Genomic DNA, 16,508 nt, shown 5'->3' with positions numbered 1-16,508 from the left:
TTATGGCGCGGTTCTAGCAAATTCGGGGTAACGGTTCAGCGTGCGGCAGATCCAGTGTGCGCTTCACGCCGTAAAGCCCGGTCAGGCGCACCCCTTTGCGCTCAACCACTTCCCCAATGATGGCGGCATCTTTCCCTAATGGATGCGACCGCAGCCCGGCCAGGACAGATTCCGCCGCTGCGCGTTCAACGCCGATCACCAGCTTGCCTTCGTTCGCAAAGTTGAGGGGATCAAGCCCTAGCAGCTCGCACAGCCCGCGTACGGCGGGTTTGACAGGAAGACCACGCTCGGTCAGTTCAATCCCGCACCCGCAGCTTACGGCGAACTCGTGGACGACGGCATTCACGCCGCCACGGGTGGCGTCGCGCAGGGCTTTCACACCAGGAATGGCGCGCAGAGTCTGAATCAGCGGGGTAAGCACCGCACAGTCGCTACGCAGTTCGCCGTCCAGCCCTAACCCTTCGCGCAGATTAAGAATCGTCGCGCCATGGCATCCCAGCGTGCCGCTCACCAGCAGAACGTCGCCCACGCTAAGTTGCTGTGCGCCCCAGTGGATGTCGGCGGGGATCGCGCCCATCCCGGCGGTGTTGATAAACAGTTTGTCGGCGGCGCCGCGCTGAACCACTTTGGTATCGCCGGTGACGACAGCGATCCCCGCCTCGCGCGCCGTCTGTGCCATGCTGTTGACCACCGCCGTGAGCGTCTCCATCGGCAGCCCCTCTTCAAGGATAAACCCGCAGGAGAGGTAGCGTGGAATGGCGCCGCTGACGGCAACGTCGTTGGCCGTGCCGCAGATGGCGAGCTTGCCGATATCACCGCCCGGGAAAAACAGCGGGTCAATGACGTAGCTGTCGGTGGAAAACGCCAGCCTGTCGCCCTGGGCAGTGAGTGTCGAGAGCGCGATGCGCGCCTGGTCTTCCTGCTCGGCGAGCCAGGGGTTGTTAAAAGCCTCCATAAACAGCCGGTTAATCAACTGCTGCATCGCCTGCCCACCGCTTCCGTGCGCCATTTCCACCGTGTTCATGCTTCACACTCCTGGTTGCGATATTGATACCACGCGGCGCATGCCCCTTCGGAGGAGACCATCAGCGCGCCAAACGCGGTTTGCGGGTTACAGGTGTTGCCAAATAACGGGCATTGATGAGGTTTACACTTACCGGTGAGCACGTCGCCACAGCGAGAGCGGGGATCGTCGCACACCTGCTGCGGCTGCGGGCGGAAATATGTTTCTGCATCAAACGCGCGATAGGCTGGCGTGAGGCGCACGCCGGATTCGGCAATCAGCCCCAGACCGCGCCACTCGCTGTCGCCTTCAACGCTAAACACGTCGGCAATGACCTGCTGGGCCCGTTCATTTCCCGCATCGGGCACCACGCGGCGGTACTGGTTTTCGACCGCACTCAGGGCCGCTATTTTCTGCTCAACCAGCATGGTCACACCTTGCAGTAGATCAAGTGGCTCGAAACCAGCGACCACTAACGGACGATTGTACTGTTCAGAGATGAAACCGTAGGCGTCTGTGCCAATCACCATGCTGACGTGTCCCGGGGCCAGAAAGGCGTCGATACCGTTATCCGGCTCCTCCAGCAGGCTGCGCAGCGTGGGAATGAGCGTGATGTGCTGACAGAAAAAGAAAAAATTAGTGACGTTGCGGGCTTTGGCCTGCTGCAGCGTAATGGCCGTCGCGGGCATAGTGGTTTCAAAACCCAGCCCAAAAAAGACGACGTTGCGCTCAGGGTTATCCCTCGCCAGCGTCAGGGCATCCATTGGCGAGTAGACGATCCGCACGTCCGCACCGCGCGCTTTCGCCTGCAGCAGCGAGCCATTTTTCCCCGGCACGCGCATCGCATCGCCAAAGGTACAGAAAATGACGTCAGGCTGGCTGGCAATTTCAATACAGCTGTCGATGCGGCCCATTGGCAACACGCAGACCGGGCAGCCGGGGCCGTGGATAAACTCGATGTTATCTGGCAGTAGCTGGTCGAGGCCAAATTTGAAGATGGCGTGCGTGTGTCCGCCGCACACCTCCATGATCCGCAGCGGCCTTTCTTTCGTGTTGTTCAGCAGCGCCGCCCGTGTTTTCAGGTGCCCGATAAGCTGCAGTACCTGTTCTGGCGCGCGGTATTCATCAACGTAACGCATGTGCTACCGCTCCTCGCCGTACAGCAGGGCGCCCACGTCAGGCTCCACGTCAAACATGTTTTGCAGCGCATCCAGCGTGTCGCGGGCTTCCGCTTCGTTAATCACGCTCATTGCAAAGCCCACATGGACCAGCACCCACTGGCCGAGACGTGACGCGCCGGTTTCATCGGTACTGCCCACCAGCGTCAGATCCACATCGCGCAATATACCGCAGACCTCCACCCTGGCCTGGTTACCGTCGATTGCCTGAATTTGTCCGGGTACGCCTATGCACATCGTTCGCTCTCCAGCCAGTTTAGCCATGCGTCCATGCCGTCGCCGCGCGTGGCGGAGACCAGCACGATCGCAATCTCCGGATTCACTTCGCGGGCATACGCCAGGCATTTCTCCACGTCGAAATTCAGGTACGGCAGCAGGTCGACTTTGTTCAGCAACATCAGGGAGGCGGCGGCAAACATATGCGGGTACTTCAGCGGCTTGTCTTCCCCTTCGGTGACGGAGAGCACCGCGACTTTGTGGCGCTCGCCGAGGTCAAAGCTCGCCGGGCACACGAGGTTACCGACGTTTTCAATAAACAGGATGCCGCTCTCTTCAAGCGGCAAACGCGGTGCGGCATCGGCAATCATCTGCGCATCCAGATGGCAGCCTTTGCCCGTGTTGACCTGAATCGCCGGGGTGCCGGTTTCACGAATGCGCGCGGCATCGTTTACGGTCTGCTGATCGCCCTCGATCACTGCGCAAGAGACGCGTTTGTTCAGGCGCTTGAGTGTTTCTGTTAACAGCGTGGTTTTGCCTGAACCCGGGCTGGAGACCAGGTTCAGCACCAGCTGTTTGCGGGCGGCAAAGCGCACGCGATTGCGGGCCGCGAGCTGGTTATTTTTGTCCAGCACGTTGATCTCGACGTCCAGCATCTGCCGCTGGCTCATGCCCGGCGCATGAGTGCCCGCTTCGCCGTGGCCGTAGTGCAGGTCGCCCGCGTCGGAGCGTTGCGGCGCAAAGGTAATGCCGGTCAGAACTGCCGCAGGACGCGGGGCAGGGGAAAAGGGCGCGGAGCGAAACGCGGAGTGGGGGCGGTGTTCGTCCCCTTCTATATACAGGTTGCCTTCGGCGCAACCGCAGGTACTACACATACATTACTCCTTCTCGATTTCGAGGCGTTGGATCTGCATACCGTCATCCGCCACGATCCGCAGCCCGGTACGCTGGCACTGCGGACAGCGCTGAACCTTTGAGGAGAGCAGCGTGACGTACTGCTGACACTGCTCGCACCAGCACTCCGCCTGCTGCTCGTCGATATGCAGCTCGCAGCCTTCCGCCAGCGTGCCGCGGCATACCAGCTCAAAACAGAAGGTCAGGGCGCTGGTCTCGACGCAGGAAAATGCCCCGATCTTCAGCCAGACGCCGGTGACGCGTTTCGCGTGGTTTTGCACTGCCTGCTGTTCGATAAGTTCAAGCGCTCGCTGGCAGAGGGTGATTTCGTGCATGACGCCTCCTCAATGAATTGCCCCGGTAATGCAATAACAGTGCCAGCCTGTATTTTGTCAGGGCGTGACGATGTCAATGCTGTCGAAATGACACGTCGACACCGCCGCGTTGACAGCAGTTTTGAAATTAAAGACCAATAAAATCAGTTAATTAAAAACTGGCACGGAATCTGCTTAACAGCCACTATCTCCATTAACCGGATACCTTTTATGACTATTTGGGAAATCAGCGAAAAAGCGGATTACATCGCGCAGCGCCACCAGCAGCTACAGGAGCAGTGGCACCTCTACTGCAACTCTCTGGTTCAGGGAATCACCCTGTCAAAAGCGCGTCTGCATCATGCGATGAGTTGTGCGGCGCAAGGCGATATGCGCTTTGTCCTCTTCAGCCACTTCACGGTCTTTGTCACCCTGGCAGACAGCTTTAACAGCCACACCATTGAGTACTACGTCGAGAACAAAGAGGGTGAAAAACAGTGTATTGCGCAAGCGCAACTGATGGCTGACGGCATGGTCGATGGCTACGTCAGCAACCGCGATCGCCAGCAGGTGCTTGAACACTATCTGGAGAAAATCGCGCCGGTTTACAACGGGCTTTATCACGCGGTTGAACACGACTTACCGGTCGACCTGAAACAGCTGATCGCCGGAAACCCTTCCGCAAACGTTGCCTGAGAACCGAGTGTCGAAAAGTGTCGAGAAGACAGCTTTTCGTCGTCAAAAATGACCATCACCTGAGGATTGCCCGGTGAACCGTTTTGTAATTGCTGACTCGACGGTCTGTATTGGCTGTCGAACCTGTGAGGCGGCGTGTTCGGAAACCCACCGCCTGCACGGGCTGCAGTCCATGCCGCGCCTTCGCGTCATGCGTAATGAAAAAGAGTCTGCTCCGCAGCTCTGCCACCACTGTGAAGATGCCCCCTGCGCGGGTGTTTGTCCGGTGAATGCCATCACCCGCGTTGATGGCGCGGTCCAGCTGAACGAAAGCCTGTGCGTCAGCTGCAAGCTGTGCGGCATTGCCTGCCCGTTCGGCGCCATTGAATTTTCCGGCAGCCGTCCGCTGCACATTCCGGCCAATGCCAACTCCCCGAAAGCGCCGCCCGCGCCACCGGCTCCGGCACGCGTAAGTACGCTACTGGACTGGGTTCCCGGCATCCGCGCCGTGGCGGTGAAGTGTGACCTGTGCAGCTTTGATGAACAGGGACCGGCCTGCGTGCGGACCTGTCCGACTAAGGCGCTCATTCTGGTTAACATCCGCGATATCGCCCGTACCAGCAAACGCAAGCGCGAGCTGACCATTAATACCGACGTCGGCGATCTTTCGCTTCTGCAGGCGCTTAACGAGGGGGCGAAATGAACGCGATAGACATGATTAACAGCGCCGTAGCGTACTTTGCGGCCGCCGCCGTGCTGGCGCTGCTCTTCTCTTTCCATAAAATCCTGAGCGGCTGGATAGCCGGTATCGGCGGGGCGCTCGGCAGCCTGATGACGCTCGCGGCAGGCGGTGTCGTTTTGCTGGGGGGGCAATCCACAGAGGCCGTGATGCCGCTGATTCGTCACAGCGTTGAGATTACGCCGCTGAATGCCATCTGGCTGGTGACGTTCGGTCTGTGCGGGCTGTTTGTCAGCCTGTTCAATATCGACTGGCACCGCCACCAGCACACCAGAGCTAATGGTCTGCTGGTAAACCTGCTCATGGCGACGGCGGTCTGCACCGTTATCGCCAGCAATCTTGGCGCGCTGGTGGTGATGGCCGAAATTATGGCCCTGTGCGGCGTGTTCCTGACGGGCTGTAGCGCCTCCGGCAAGCTGTGGTTTGCTCTTGGTCGCCTCGGCACGCTGCTGCTGGCGCTGGCCTGCTGGCTGGTGTGGCAACGCTTCGGTACGCTGGATTTCTCTGCGCTCAACGGCCATCCGCTGGGGAATGACGTCTGGCTGCTGGGCGTTGTGGGCTTTGGCCTGCTCGCCGGGATCATCCCGCTGCACGGCTGGGTGCCGCAGGCGCATGCCAATGCCTCCGCGCCCGCCGCCGCGCTGTTCTCTGTGGTGGTGATGAAAGTGGGTTTATTCGGGATTTTGGTACTCACGCTGACCAGCGGGCAACCGCCGCTGTGGTGGGGGGGCGTGCTGCTGCTGGCCGGGATGATCACCGCGTTCGTGGGTGGCCTGTACGCGCTGATGGAGCACAACATCCAGCGTTTGCTGGCGTACCACACGCTCGAAAATATCGGCATTATCCTGCTCGGTCTTGGCGCGGGCGTCACCGGTCTGGCGCTGAATCAGCCCGCCTTGATTGCCGCCGGGTTTATCGGTGGTCTGTATCACCTCGTCAACCACAGCCTGTTTAAAAGCACCCTGTTCCTCGGCGCGGGCAGCGTCTGGTTCCGCACCGGTCATCGGGATATCGAAAAGCTCGGCGGCATTGGCAAAAAGATGCCGGTGATTTCCCTGGCGATGCTGGTGGGGCTGATGGCGATGGCCGCGCTGCCGCCACTGAACGGTTTTGCCGGCGAGTGGGTGATCTACCAGTCTTTCTTCGCGCTCGGTCAGAGCGATGCGTTTATCGGCCGTTTGCTGGGGCCGCTGTTGGCGGTCGGCCTGGCGATTACCGGGGCGCTGGCGGTGATGTGTATGGCGAAAGTCTACGGCGTTACCTTCCTTGGCGCACCGCGCACGCGTGAGGCTGAAAATGCCTGCTGTGCACCGGTATTGATGGCCACCAGCGTGGTTGCGCTGGCGCTGTGCTGCATCGCGGGTGGGGGTGCCGCGCCGTGGCTGCTGCCGCTGCTTGGAAACGCTATTCCGTTGCCGCTTGAGACGGCACAAACCACCGTTTCCCAACCGATGATAGCCCTGCTGCTGATTGCCTCTCCGCTACTGCCGTTCGTGCTGATGCTGTTCTTTAAACGCGATCGACTCGCCTCCCGTACGCGCGGCGCAGCCTGGGCCTGCGGCTACGAACACGAGCAGTCAATGGTCATCACCGCCCACGGTTTCGCCATGCCGGTAAAAGAGAACTTCGCCGCCGTGCTGAAGCTGCGCCGCATGCTCAACCCGCAGGGTTGGGTTCCGGGCTGGCAGAGTGCTGCCGCGCCCGCACTGTTCCGCCGTCTGGCGCTGATTGAGCTGTCGGTGCTGGTGGTCATTGTGATTTCACGAGGAGCCTGACATGAGTCTGTTATTGGCAATTCTTCAGGCGCTGGTGCTGTTTGCCGTTGCGCCGCTGCTCTCGGGCATCACGCGCGTGGCGCGCGCCCGGATGCACAACCGTCGCGGCCCTGGCGTGCTCCAGGAGTATCGCGATCTCTTCAAGCTGCTCTCTCGCCAGAGCGTGGCGCCCGATGCCGCAGGCTGGGTCTTTCGCCTGACGCCGTTTGTGATGGTTGGCGTGATGCTCACCATCGCCACCGCGCTGCCCGTCGTCACGGTGGGCTCACCGCTGCCTGCGCTCGGCGATCTGATCACGCTTATCTACCTCTTCGCCATCGCCCGTTTCTTCTTTGCGATTGCGGGTCTGGACACCGGGAGTCCGTTTACCGGCCTCGGTGCCAGCCGCGAGGCGATGCTGGGTGTGCTGGTTGAGCCGATCCTGCTGCTGGGGCTGTGGGTCGCCGCGCAGGTCGCAGGCTCCACCCATATCAGCTTTATAACCCATACCGTTTATCACTGGCCGGTAAGCCGCTCCATTCCGCTGGTGCTGGCACTCTGCGCCTGCGCGTTCGCCACGTTTATTGAGATGGGCAAACTGCCGTTCGATCTCGCGGAAGCCGAGCAGGAATTACAGGAGGGGCCACTCACCGAATACAGCGGCTACGGCTTTGCGGTACTGAAGTGGGGGATCAGCCTCAAGCAGCTGGTGGTGCTGCAGATGTTTGTCGGCGTCTTCTTCCCGTGGGGGCAGATGACGCACTTTTCCGCGGGCGGCCTGGTGCTGGCCGTCGTGGTTGCTGCGATCAAGCTGCTTATCGGCGTGCTGGTGATTGCGCTGTTCGAGAACAGCATGGCGCGTCTGCGTTTTGTGGCGACCTCGCGCATCACCTGGGCCGGTTTTGGCTTTGCATTTTTAGCGTTCGTCTCCTTGCTGGTGGCGTGATTAAAGAGAGTGTTTATGTCTGAAGAAAAGAAAGGTCAGCAGTATCTCGCCGCGTTGCACCAGGCTTTCCCCGGCGTGGTGCTGGAAGAGTCCTGGCAAACCAAAGACCAGATCACCGTCACCATAAAGGTGAACTACCTGCCGGAGGTGGTGGAGTTTCTTTACTACCAGCAGGGCGGCTGGCTGTCGGTGCTGTTCGGTAACGACGAGCGCCAGCTATGTGGCAATTACGCCGTGTACTACGTGATGTCGATGGAGCAGGGCGAGAAGTGCTGGCTGACCGTGCGCGTCGAAGTCGATCCGAATAAGCCGGAATATCCGTCCGTTACGCCGCGGGTGCCTGCTGCCGTCTGGGGCGAACGCGAAGTGCGCGACATGTACGGCCTGGTGCCGGTCGGCCTGCCGGACGAGCGCCGCCTGGTACTGCCGGACGACTGGCCGGATGAACTCTATCCGCTGCGTAAAGACAGCATGGACTACCGCCAGCGCCCGGCGCCGACCACCGACAGCGAAACCTACGAGTTCATTAACGAGCTGGGCAGTAAAAAGAACAACGTGGTGCCGATTGGCCCGCTGCACGTCACCTCCGACGAACCGGGCCACTTTCGTCTGTTCGTCGACGGCGAAAACATTATCGACGCCGACTACCGCCTGTTCTACGTCCATCGCGGCATGGAAAAGCTGGCGGAAACCCGCATGGGCTACAACGAAGTGACGTTCCTTTCTGACCGCGTGTGCGGCATCTGCGGCTTTGCCCACAGCACCGCTTACACCACGTCGGTAGAAAACGGTATGGGGATCGTGGTGCCGGAACGTGCGCAGATGATCCGCGCCATTCTGCTGGAGGTGGAACGTCTGCACTCGCACCTGCTAAACCTTGGCCTGGCCTGCCACTTCGTCGGTTTTGACTCCGGGTTTATGCAGTTCTTCCGCGTGCGTGAAGCCTCGATGAAGATGGCGGAGATCCTCACCGGGGCACGTAAAACCTACGGGCTGAACCTGATCGGCGGGATCCGCCGCGACCTGCTGAAAGATGACATGATCCAGACCCGTCAGCTGGCGCAGCAGATGCGTCGGGACGTGCAGGAGCTGGTGGATATGCTGCTCAGCACGCCAAACATCGAGCAGCGCACCGTAGGGATTGGCCGTCTTGATCCGGAAATTGCCCGCGACTTCAGCAACGTCGGCCCGATGGTGCGCGCCAGCGGCCACGCCCGCGACACCCGCGCCGATCACCCGTTCGTCGGCTACGGCCTGCTGCCCATGACCGTGCACAGCGAGCAGGGCTGCGACGTCATCTCACGTCTGAAAGTCCGCATCAACGAGGTGTTCACTGCCCTGAACATGATCGACTTTGGCCTCGATAACCTGCCGGGCGGTCCGCTGATGGTAGAGGGCTTCACCTACATCCCGAACCGCTTCGCGCTCGGCTTTGCAGAAGCGCCGCGCGGGGACGATATCCACTGGAGCATGACTGGCGACAACCAGAAGCTCTACCGTTGGCGCTGCCGTGCGGCGACCTACGCCAACTGGCCAACGCTGCGCTACATGCTGCGCGGCAATACGGTCTCCGATGCGCCGCTGATCATCGGTAGCCTCGACCCTTGCTACTCCTGCACCGATCGCATGACCGTGGTGGACGTGCGCAAGAAGAAAAGTCAGGTGGTGCCGTACAAAGAGCTTGAGCGCTACAGCATCGAGCGTAAGAACTCGCCGCTGAAATAAGGACTCGTCATGTTTACCTTTATCAAAAAAGTGATCAAAACCGGCACGCAGACCAGCCGTTATCCGCTGGAGCCGATGCCGGTCGATAAAAACTTTCGCGGCAAGCCGGAGCACAATCCGCAGCAGTGCATCGGCTGCGCGGCCTGCGTCAATGCCTGCCCGTCGAATGCCCTGACGGTGGAAACGGATCTCAAAACCGGCGAACTGGCCTGGCAGTTTAACCTCGGACGCTGCATTTTCTGCGGCCGCTGCGAGGAAGTTTGCCCGACGGTCGCCATTCGCCTGTCGCAGGAGTACGAGCTGGCAGTGTGGAAGAAAGCCGATTTCCTCCAGCAGTCGCGTTTCGCGCTGTGTCACTGCCGCGTCTGCAAGCGTCCGTTCGCCGTGCAAAAAGAGATCGACTACGCCATCGCGCTGCTGCAGCACAACGGTGACGTCCGGGCGGAACATCACCGTGAAAGTTTTGAAACCTGCCCGGAGTGCAAGCGTCAGAAATGCCTGCTGCCGTCCGACCGGATTGATATCACCCGCCATATGAGAGAGGCCAGCTGATGGAACACTTACTCGGCCCGCGCGACGACAATGGCATGCCGGTGCCAATGACGGTGGAGGAATCCATTGCCAGCATGAAGGCGTCGCTGCTGAAAAAAATCAAACGTTCGGCCTACGTCTACCGCGTGGACTGCGGCGGCTGTAACGGCTGCGAGATCGAGATCTTCGCTACGCTGTCGCCGCTGTTTGACGCTGAACGCTTCGGTATCAAAGTGGTGCCGTCTCCGCGCCATGCGGATATTCTGCTGTTTACCGGGGCGGTCACCCGTGCCATGCGCTCGCCCGCGCTGCGTGCCTGGCAGTCTGCGCCAGACCCGAAAATCTGCATCTCCTACGGTGCCTGCGGCAACAGCGGCGGCATCTTCCACGATCTCTACTGCGTCTGGGGCGGCACCGACAAAATCGTACCGGTGGATGTTTACATTCCGGGCTGCCCGCCGACGCCTGCCGCCACGCTGTACGGCTTTGCGATGGCGCTTGGCCTGCTGGAGCAGAAAATCCACGCCCGTGAACCGGGCGAGCTCGACAACCAGCCCGCGATGCTCCTCCATCCGGATATGGTGCAGCCGCTGCGGGTGAAGGTCGACCGTACGGCGCGCAGGCTGGCGGGCTACCGTTATGGTCGTCAGATTGCCGACGATTATCTGCGTTTGCTGAGCCAGGGCGAGCAGCAGGTAGCCCGCTGGCTGGAGGCGGAAAACGATCCGCGTCTGAATGAGATTGTGGCGAACCTGAACAGCATTGTGGACGAGGCGCGTATCCGATGAGTGAAACGGTGGTGTTCAGTCAACTGAGCCGTAAGTTTATTGATGAGAACGATGCCACGCCGGATGCGGCGCAGCAGGTGGTCTATTACAGCCTGGCGATTGGGCATCACCTCGGGGTGATTGACTGTCTGGAGGCCGCGCTGAGCTGCCCCTGGCCTGAGTATCTGGCGTGGATCGCCACGCTGGAGGAGGGCAGCACGGCGCGGCGTAAAATGGAAGGCGTGCCAAAGTACGGTGAGATCGTCATCGATGCCAACCACATTGCGATGCTCGCCAACGCCTTTGATGCGGCGCTGAGCAGGCAATCCGCCGAACAGCAGGCGTGGAGCAAAACGTTGCTCGGCATGCTGCATGATATTCATCAGGAGAGTGCCATCTACCTGATGGTGAGGAGATTACATGACTGACGTTTTATTGTGTGTCGGCAACAGCATGATGGGCGACGACGGCGCGGGCCCGCTGCTGGCAGAGATGTGCGCCGCGAACCCGCAGGGCAACTGGGTGGTGATTGACGGCGGTAGCGCGCCAGAAAATGACGTGGTCGCCATCCGCGAGCTGCGCCCGGAGAGGCTGCTGATTGTCGATGCTACCGATATGGGGCTCAACCCCGGAGAGATCCGACTCATTGACCCGGACGACATTGCCGGGATGTTTATGATGACGACCCACAATATGCCGCTGAATTACCTCGTGGATCAGATCAAGGACGATGTGGGCGAGGTGCTGTTCCTGGGGATTCAGCCGGACATTGTTGGGTTTTATTACCCGATGACGCCGCCGGTAAAAGAGGCGGTGGAAGTGGTTTATTCACGGCTTGAAGGGTGGGTTGGGGACGGGGGTTTTCTCCGCTCTGAGCAGTGCCGGGTGGCGGCTTCGCCTTACCCGGCCTACCAAACCCGTTCCCTCTCCCTGTGGGAGAGAGCCGGGGTGAGGGCAACAGGCTACTCGAGATCGCCCCCGTTACTCGCAATCACCTTCTTATACCACCAGAACGATTTCTTGCGCTTCCGGTCCAGCGTGCCGTTCCCCGCATCGTCGCGGTCAACGTACACGAACCCGTAGCGTTTGCTCATTTCGCCGGTAGACGCTGAAACCAGGTCGATACAGCCCCAGGTGGTGTAGCCCATCAGCGGCACGCCGTCCTCAATCGCATCACCCATCGCGCGGATATGCTCGCGCAGATAGCTGATGCGGTAGTCGTCGTTAATCTCGCCGTTTTCATCAATGACATCTTTCGCACCCAGGCCGTTTTCCACCAGGAACAGCGGCTTTTGGTAGCGGTCGTACATCATGTTCATGGTGATGCGCAGGCCAAGCGGGTCAATGCCCCAGCCCCATTCGCTCACCTGAATGTGCGGGTTACGCAGGGACTTCACGATGTTTGCCGCGCTGGTGTTGCCCGCGTTCATATCCGCCGACGCGCAGCGCGAGGCGTAATAGCTGAACGAGACAAAATCGACGGTGTTTTTCAGCAGCTCGTCATCGCCGGGGTCTTTGACAATGACCACGCCTTTCTCACGGAACACGCGAGCCGAGTAGGCCGGATAGCGGCCGCGTGCCTGCACGTCGATAAAGAACAGGTTCTCGCGGTCTTTCTCCAGCGCCATCCACACGTCTTCCGGTTTGCAGGAGTACGGATAGAAGTTACCGCCCGCCAGCATGCAGCCCACCTGATTTTCCGGGTTCACCTCGTGAGCGATTTTGGTTGCCAGCGCGCTCGCCACCAGCTCGTGGTGCGCGGCCTGATATTTTACCTGATCTTCGTTTTCACCTTCCTCAAACACCAGCCCGGCACCGGAGAACGGGCTGTGCAGCATGATGTTGATTTCGTTGAAAGTCAGCCAGTATTTTACCAGCCCGTTAAACGCCTCAAAGCAGGTGCGGGCGTAGCGGGCGAAGAAGTCGACCATCTTGCGGTGGCGCCAGGAGCCGTATTCCGTCACCAGGTGCATCGGCACGTCGAAGTGGCAGAGCGTCACCAGCGGCTCGATGTTGTACTTTTTGCACTCCTCAAATACCGCGCGGTAAAAGGCTATGCCCTCTTTGTTCGGCAGCGGTTCGTCACCGTTCGGGTAGAGGCGGCTCCAGGCAATCGAGGTGCGGAATACCGTAAAGCCCATCTCCGCCATCAGGGCGATGTCTTCTTTATAGCGATGGTAAAAATCAATCGCCTCGTGGCTCGGGTAAAACTCGTCGTCACGCAGCGAAAAACGCTTTTCCTTGCCGAGCTTCACCGCCAGACGATTGGCGCCGTGGGGGATCATATCGACCGTCGTCAGTCCTTTGCCGCCTTCACGGTAAGCACCTTCACTCTGGTTAGCGGCAAGCGCGCCGCCCCATAAAAATCCTTGTGGAAAAACAGACATTCTTACCTCGCTTTCAATTTATGCTTTTGCTGCGTTGTTCTGTACCGGCGCGGTCTGCAGAGCGCGCGCTTTTTCGGCCTCGTCTTCGACCGGGATATCCTCAAACCCTAACAGCAGGGTCAGAACAAACGACAGCACAACTGCCAGCGCCATCACGCCGAATACCCAGACGATGGTCATCGGGTTGGCCGGGTCGAAGAATTGCACGCTGGTAAACAGCCCCGGCGCCGCCATCGAGTGGCTGGCAAGACCCGCGATGCCAGCCACCGCGCCGCAGATAAAGCCGCTGATCAGGCTCGCAATCAGCGGACGCTTGAGACGTACCGCCACACCGTACAGTGCCGGTTCAGAGATCCCCGCCATGATGGCAGAAGCCGCCGCAGCCAGCGCCGTCTGTCGCAGTTCCGGGTTTTTGGTTTTCCATGCCACCGCTAAAGACGAACCGCCGAGCGACAGGTTGGCGCCGATTTCTGACGGCATGACCATCCCTTCTTTACCCGTTTCGGCAATGGTCTGAATAATGGTTGGCGTAAAGACGCGGTGCATTCCCGTCATGACCAGCAGCGGCCAGAGTGCGCCCATGATGGCGACGGAGAGCCAGCCCAGATAGCCGTGAATGGTGTAAACCAGTGCGGAGATAGCGCTCCCGATCCAGATCCCGAGCGGCCCAATCAGCACGATGGCGAGCGGGGCGGCAATCAGGACGATCAGCATCGGCTTGAGGAAGTTTTTCGTTACCGCCGGGGTAATGCGATCGACCCAGCGTTCGATGTAAGACAGGCACCAGGTCATCACCAGCGCGGGGATAACGGTGTAGGTGTATTTCACCGCCGTCACCGGGATAAAGGCGAACTCAACATGCTCGCCCTGCGCGGCTTTCGCCATCAACTCGATAAAGCTCGGGTGCACCAGCACGCCCGCAATGGCGATCGCCAGCGACATATTGGTTTTGAATTTCACTGCCGCCGAGGCGGCCACCATCAGCGGCAGGAAGAAGAATGCCCCGTCGCCAATCACCGTCAGAATGGTAAGCGTTGGCGCGCCCTTTGGCAGTACGCCTGTCATCTCAAGGATCATCGCCAGCAGCTTGACCATCGAACCGCCGATGATCGCGGGGATCAGCGGCGACATGGTGCCGATCAGCGCGTCGAGGATCCCGGAGCCAATGCGGCGTAACGTCAGCTTCTGCGGGCCTTCCGGCACCGCGGGCTGCAGGTCAACGGGCAGCAGGCTTACCACTTCGCGGTAGGCCTGAGAAACCGTGTTGCCAATGATCACCTGGCACTGGTTGTCGTTACGCACTACGCCAAGCACGCCGCTGATGCTTTTCAGGCGCGCGGCGTCGGTGAGGGTTTCGTCTTTCAGAACGAAACGCAGTCGCGTCATGCAGTGGGTGACGGCGACGATGTTCTCTTTGCCGCCCAGCGCGCTGATAACGTCGTTCGCCAGCGCAGCGTAATTTTTGGCCATCGGATGTGATCCTGTTATCGTTGTGTGAAATGTAGGAAACCGGTTCCACATAATCATCATGAGTTTCTTTGAGTGAAACAAGATCGCTTTTTGGTCATTTTTTCAATTCGTGATGATGATCACTAGTCGGTAGCGAAAGCGTGATTTCGCCGCTGCGACAATTTTTCTGCAGTGCAGTACACTGCGCTTCATCAGATTCAGATGGAATAACAACATGACCACGATGCTTGAAGTGGCGAAGCGGGCAGGCGTTTCGAAAGCGACGGTATCCCGCGTGCTGTCGGGAAATGGCTATGTCAGCCAGGAGACCAAAGACCGGGTTTTTCAGGCCATTGAAGAGAGCGGTTATCGCCCGAATTTACTGGCGCGAAACCTGGCGACCAAACGTACCCAGACCCTGGGGCTGGTGGTGACGAACACCCTTTATCACGGCGTCTACTTTAGCGAACTGCTGTTTCATGCCGCACGAATGACGGAAGAGAAAGGGCGACAGTTGATCCTCGCGGACGGCAAGCACAGCGCGGATGAAGAGCGCGAGGCGATCCAGTATCTGCTCGATATGCGCTGCGACGCGGTGATCATCTACCCGCGCTTTTTGAACGTGGATAAACTGGATGCGATCGTCGAGAAGTGTGAGCAGCCGATTATGGTGCTCAACCGCCGCCTGCGGAAAAACAGCAGCCACAGCGTCTGGTCCGATCATAAAGCTTCCTGTCAGGACGCGGTGTCGCAGCTGATTGCAAAAGGGCACCGGGAGATTGCGTTTATCACCGGTTCGCTGGATTCCCCGACCGGCGTTGAGCGACTGTCTGGTTACAAAGATGCGCTGACGCAGCACGGTATTGCCCTGCGCGACGAGCTTATCGCCGAAGGGAAGTGGAACCCGGCCAGCGGCGCGGCGGCGGTATCCGAACTGCTCGCACGCGGCGAACGCTTTACGGCGCTGGTGGCGAGCAACGACGACATGGCGATTGGCGCCATTAAACAGCTGCACGAGAGCGGCGTTGCCACGCCGGACGCGGTGTCAGTCATCGGCTTCGACGACGTGGCGATAGCGCCGTACATTGTGCCTTCGCTCTCCAGCGTGCGTATTCCGGTCACGGAGATGATCCAGGAAACCATCAGTCGTCTGATTTTCATGCTCGACGGCGGTGAATTCAAATATCAGCAAACGTTCTCCGGCGAGCTTATCCTGCGCGACTCCGTGACTGACGGCCCCCACTGCTGATGTCGACAGCTGTCATCGTCATAAGTGACGATGACAGCGCGACTGTGATTTTTAAAGTCGTTTAAAATCAATTGGTTAATAATTGGCACGGTTTATGAATAGCTCCGCGCATAACTGTAATGCTGGAGAAGCAGATGAACCGTTTTATTATGGCCGATGCCAGTAAGTGCATTGGTTGCCGTACCTGTGAAGTGGCGTGCGTGGTTTCCCATCAGGCGGAGCAGGATTGCGCATCACTTACCCCCGACACGTTTTTGCCACGCATCCACGTCATTAAAGGCGTGAATATTTCCACCGCCGCTATTTGTCGCCAGTGCGAAGACGCACCGTGCGCGAACGTCTGCCCGAACGGGGCGATTAAACGCGAGAAGGGCTTTGTGCATGTGATGCAGGAGCGCTGCATTGGCTGTAAAACCTGCGTGGTCGCCTGCCCGTATGGCGCGATGGAAGTGGTTGTCCGTCCGGTAGTACGCAACAGCGGTATGGGCCTGAGCGTGCGGGCGGAGAAAGCCGAGGCCAACAAATGCGACCTTTGCTACCACCGTGAAGCTGGCCCGGCCTGTATGGAAGCCTGCCCGACCCACGCGCTGGTCTGCGTGGATCGCGACAAGCTCGAGCAGATGAGCGCAGAAAAACGCCGTCGCGCAGCGTTTGACACCTCGTCATCGCTGCTGTTTTAAG

At 59.5% G+C, this 16,508-nt stretch carries 17 protein-coding genes and 1 pseudogene; 11 read left to right on the top strand and 7 right to left on the bottom strand.

Annotated features, from left to right (window positions below):
• Positions 1-13 precede the first annotated feature (13 nt).
• The 5 genes from hypE to hypA are packed head-to-tail and all read right to left on the bottom strand — an operon-like array spanning position 14 to position 3,626.
• A complete protein-coding gene (gene hypE / locus A4308_RS02330; RefSeq protein ID WP_014885011.1) occupies positions 14-1,024 on the bottom strand; it encodes a hydrogenase expression/formation protein HypE in 1,011 nt (336 codons plus the stop codon).
• Complete coding sequence (gene hypD / locus A4308_RS02325; RefSeq protein ID WP_045282201.1) at positions 1,021-2,142, bottom strand: hydrogenase formation protein HypD; 1,122 nt, start codon at positions 2,140-2,142, stop codon at positions 1,021-1,023. The genes hypE and hypD overlap by 4 nt, the downstream gene beginning before the upstream one ends.
• 3 nt (positions 2,143-2,145) lie before the next feature.
• Positions 2,146-2,418: a HypC/HybG/HupF family hydrogenase formation chaperone gene (locus tag A4308_RS02320; protein ID WP_014885010.1), complete on the bottom strand. Its 273-nt coding sequence runs from the start codon at positions 2,416-2,418 to the stop codon at positions 2,146-2,148.
• Positions 2,409-3,272: a hydrogenase nickel incorporation protein HypB gene (gene hypB / locus A4308_RS02315; protein ID WP_045282202.1), complete on the bottom strand. Its 864-nt coding sequence runs from the start codon at positions 3,270-3,272 to the stop codon at positions 2,409-2,411. Before hypB ends, A4308_RS02320 begins: the two co-directional genes overlap by 10 nt.
• A 3-nt stretch (positions 3,273-3,275) precedes the next feature.
• Positions 3,276-3,626, bottom strand: a complete 351-nt coding sequence (hypA, locus tag A4308_RS02310) for a hydrogenase maturation nickel metallochaperone HypA (RefSeq protein WP_032635694.1) — start codon at positions 3,624-3,626, stop codon at positions 3,276-3,278.
• 210 nt (positions 3,627-3,836) lie between these two features.
• On the opposite strand from hypA, the gene hycA reads away from it, so the two are divergent.
• The 9 genes and pseudogenes from hycA to hycI all read left to right on the top strand — a co-directional run.
• The gene (gene hycA / locus A4308_RS02305; RefSeq protein ID WP_045282203.1) at positions 3,837-4,301 is read left to right on the top strand and encodes a formate hydrogenlyase regulator HycA; all 465 of its coding nucleotides are present in this window, start codon (positions 3,837-3,839) and stop codon (positions 4,299-4,301) included.
• Between the two features lie 73 nt (positions 4,302-4,374).
• A complete protein-coding gene (locus A4308_RS02300) occupies positions 4,375-4,983 on the top strand; it encodes a 4Fe-4S dicluster domain-containing protein (protein ID WP_023331169.1) in 609 nt (202 codons plus the stop codon).
• On the top strand, positions 4,980-6,794 hold the full coding sequence (gene hycC, locus A4308_RS02295; RefSeq protein WP_045282204.1) for a formate hydrogenlyase subunit 3: 1,815 nt from the start codon (positions 4,980-4,982) through the stop codon (positions 6,792-6,794). Before A4308_RS02300 ends, hycC begins: the two co-directional genes overlap by 4 nt.
• A 1-nt stretch (position 6,795) precedes the next feature.
• Entirely contained in the window at positions 6,796-7,719 is a 924-nt protein-coding gene (locus tag A4308_RS02290; protein ID WP_023331167.1) for a respiratory chain complex I subunit 1 family protein, read from the top strand.
• A gap of 15 nt (positions 7,720-7,734) precedes the next feature.
• A complete protein-coding gene (hycE, locus tag A4308_RS02285) occupies positions 7,735-9,444 on the top strand; it encodes a formate hydrogenlyase subunit HycE (protein ID WP_014885003.1) in 1,710 nt (569 codons plus the stop codon).
• A gap of 9 nt (positions 9,445-9,453) precedes the next feature.
• Positions 9,454-9,996 (top strand): formate hydrogenlyase complex iron-sulfur subunit, encoded by a 543-nt coding sequence (locus A4308_RS02280; protein WP_014885002.1) that lies wholly within the window; start codon positions 9,454-9,456, stop codon positions 9,994-9,996.
• Entirely contained in the window at positions 9,996-10,763 is a 768-nt protein-coding gene (locus A4308_RS02275; protein WP_014885001.1) for an NADH-quinone oxidoreductase subunit B family protein, read from the top strand. Before A4308_RS02280 ends, A4308_RS02275 begins: the two co-directional genes overlap by 1 nt.
• Positions 10,760-11,170 (top strand): formate hydrogenlyase maturation HycH family protein, encoded by a 411-nt coding sequence (locus tag A4308_RS02270; protein WP_045282205.1) that lies wholly within the window; start codon positions 10,760-10,762, stop codon positions 11,168-11,170. The genes A4308_RS02275 and A4308_RS02270 overlap by 4 nt, the downstream gene beginning before the upstream one ends.
• Positions 11,163-11,618: pseudogene (gene hycI, locus A4308_RS02265) on the top strand (hydrogenase maturation peptidase HycI); the annotation flags it as partial. The gene A4308_RS02270 and the pseudogene hycI, both read left to right, overlap by 8 nt.
• Positions 11,619-11,704: 86 nt before the next feature.
• Here the strand turns inward: hycI and A4308_RS02260 are convergent.
• Together A4308_RS02260 and ascF are read right to left on the bottom strand one after the other, a co-directional pair.
• Positions 11,705-13,129, bottom strand: a complete 1,425-nt coding sequence (locus A4308_RS02260) for a 6-phospho-beta-glucosidase (protein ID WP_045282206.1) — start codon at positions 13,127-13,129, stop codon at positions 11,705-11,707.
• Between the two features lie 18 nt (positions 13,130-13,147).
• A complete protein-coding gene (gene ascF / locus A4308_RS02255) occupies positions 13,148-14,599 on the bottom strand; it encodes a PTS cellobiose/arbutin/salicin transporter subunit IIBC (protein WP_045282207.1) in 1,452 nt (483 codons plus the stop codon).
• A gap of 214 nt (positions 14,600-14,813) precedes the next feature.
• Between ascF and A4308_RS02250 the strand changes: the two genes are divergently transcribed.
• Together A4308_RS02250 and hydN are read left to right on the top strand one after the other, a co-directional pair.
• Entirely contained in the window at positions 14,814-15,827 is a 1,014-nt protein-coding gene (locus A4308_RS02250) for a LacI family DNA-binding transcriptional regulator (RefSeq protein ID WP_045282208.1), read from the top strand.
• Between the two features lie 134 nt (positions 15,828-15,961).
• Complete coding sequence (gene hydN, locus A4308_RS02245; protein ID WP_008499565.1) at positions 15,962-16,507, top strand: electron transport protein HydN; 546 nt, start codon at positions 15,962-15,964, stop codon at positions 16,505-16,507.
• Position 16,508 lies beyond the last annotated feature (1 nt).

The organism is Enterobacter sp. ODB01 (assembly GCF_001623605.1).
GTDB classification, from domain to species: Bacteria; Pseudomonadota; Gammaproteobacteria; order Enterobacterales; family Enterobacteriaceae; genus Enterobacter; species Enterobacter kobei.
This window is presented reverse-complemented; position numbering and strand designations above follow the sequence as displayed.

Bases quoted from the DNA above. Each gene is read 5' to 3' on its own strand.
- ascF (WP_045282207.1), bottom strand. From the start codon at position 14,599: ATGGCCAAAAATTACGCTGCGCTGGCGAACGACGTTATCAGCGCGCTG.
- hydN (WP_008499565.1), top strand. From the start codon at position 15,962: ATGAACCGTTTTATTATGGCCGATGCCAGTAAGTGCATTGGTTGCCGT.
- hycE (WP_014885003.1), top strand. From the start codon at position 7,735: ATGTCTGAAGAAAAGAAAGGTCAGCAGTATCTCGCCGCGTTGCACCAG.
- A4308_RS02260 (WP_045282206.1), bottom strand. From the start codon at position 13,129: ATGTCTGTTTTTCCACAAGGATTTTTATGGGGCGGCGCGCTTGCCGCT.
- A4308_RS02320 (WP_014885010.1), bottom strand. From the start codon at position 2,418: ATGTGCATAGGCGTACCCGGACAAATTCAGGCAATCGACGGTAACCAG.
- A4308_RS02270 (WP_045282205.1), top strand. From the start codon at position 10,760: ATGAGTGAAACGGTGGTGTTCAGTCAACTGAGCCGTAAGTTTATTGAT.
- A4308_RS02290 (WP_023331167.1), top strand. From the start codon at position 6,796: ATGAGTCTGTTATTGGCAATTCTTCAGGCGCTGGTGCTGTTTGCCGTT.
- A4308_RS02280 (WP_014885002.1), top strand. From the start codon at position 9,454: ATGTTTACCTTTATCAAAAAAGTGATCAAAACCGGCACGCAGACCAGC.
- A4308_RS02250 (WP_045282208.1), top strand. From the start codon at position 14,814: ATGACCACGATGCTTGAAGTGGCGAAGCGGGCAGGCGTTTCGAAAGCG.
- hypB (WP_045282202.1), bottom strand. From the start codon at position 3,272: ATGTGTAGTACCTGCGGTTGCGCCGAAGGCAACCTGTATATAGAAGGG.
- A4308_RS02275 (WP_014885001.1), top strand. From the start codon at position 9,996: ATGGAACACTTACTCGGCCCGCGCGACGACAATGGCATGCCGGTGCCA.
- hycA (WP_045282203.1), top strand. From the start codon at position 3,837: ATGACTATTTGGGAAATCAGCGAAAAAGCGGATTACATCGCGCAGCGC.
- hypE (WP_014885011.1), bottom strand. From the start codon at position 1,024: ATGAACACGGTGGAAATGGCGCACGGAAGCGGTGGGCAGGCGATGCAG.
- hycC (WP_045282204.1), top strand. From the start codon at position 4,980: ATGAACGCGATAGACATGATTAACAGCGCCGTAGCGTACTTTGCGGCC.
- hypA (WP_032635694.1), bottom strand. From the start codon at position 3,626: ATGCACGAAATCACCCTCTGCCAGCGAGCGCTTGAACTTATCGAACAG.
- hypD (WP_045282201.1), bottom strand. From the start codon at position 2,142: ATGCGTTACGTTGATGAATACCGCGCGCCAGAACAGGTACTGCAGCTT.